Annotated in this window: 1 pseudogene; it reads right to left on the bottom strand. The window is 58.7% G+C overall.

From position 1 onward, the window contains the following. Nucleotides 1-182: pseudogene (locus P0G09_RS19110) on the bottom strand (MATE family efflux transporter); the annotation flags it as partial. Nucleotides 183-298: the final 116 nt, after the last annotated feature.

Raw genomic sequence — 298 nt, 5'->3', positions numbered from 1 at the left:
GCGTTCAGGAGCATCAGGATGGGGGTAAACAGGCCCACGCCGGTCTGAGCCGCCGCGCCGATCCCCGAGATGTGGCCGATGTAGATGCGGTCCACGATGTTGTACAGCAGGTTGACAACCTGCGCCACAACGGCGGGGATCATCAGCTGGAGCAGGAGCTTTTTCACGTCACCCGTGCCCATATCCTGCTGTTTTTTCTGCGTTTGTGCCACGGAAAGTGTCTCCTTTGGTTTGAGCGAGACGGAGAGGGCTGCCCTCAGAACGTCAGGCCGAAGTTCATCTCGTAGTAGTTGCCTGC

It is taken from the genome of Faecalibacterium sp. DFI.5.82, assembly GCF_029076575.1.
In the GTDB taxonomy this organism is placed as follows: domain Bacteria; phylum Bacillota; class Clostridia; order Oscillospirales; family Ruminococcaceae; genus Faecalibacterium; species Faecalibacterium duncaniae.
The sequence above is the reverse complement of the archived record's forward strand: the minus strand, read 5'-3'. Positions and strand labels throughout refer to the sequence as shown.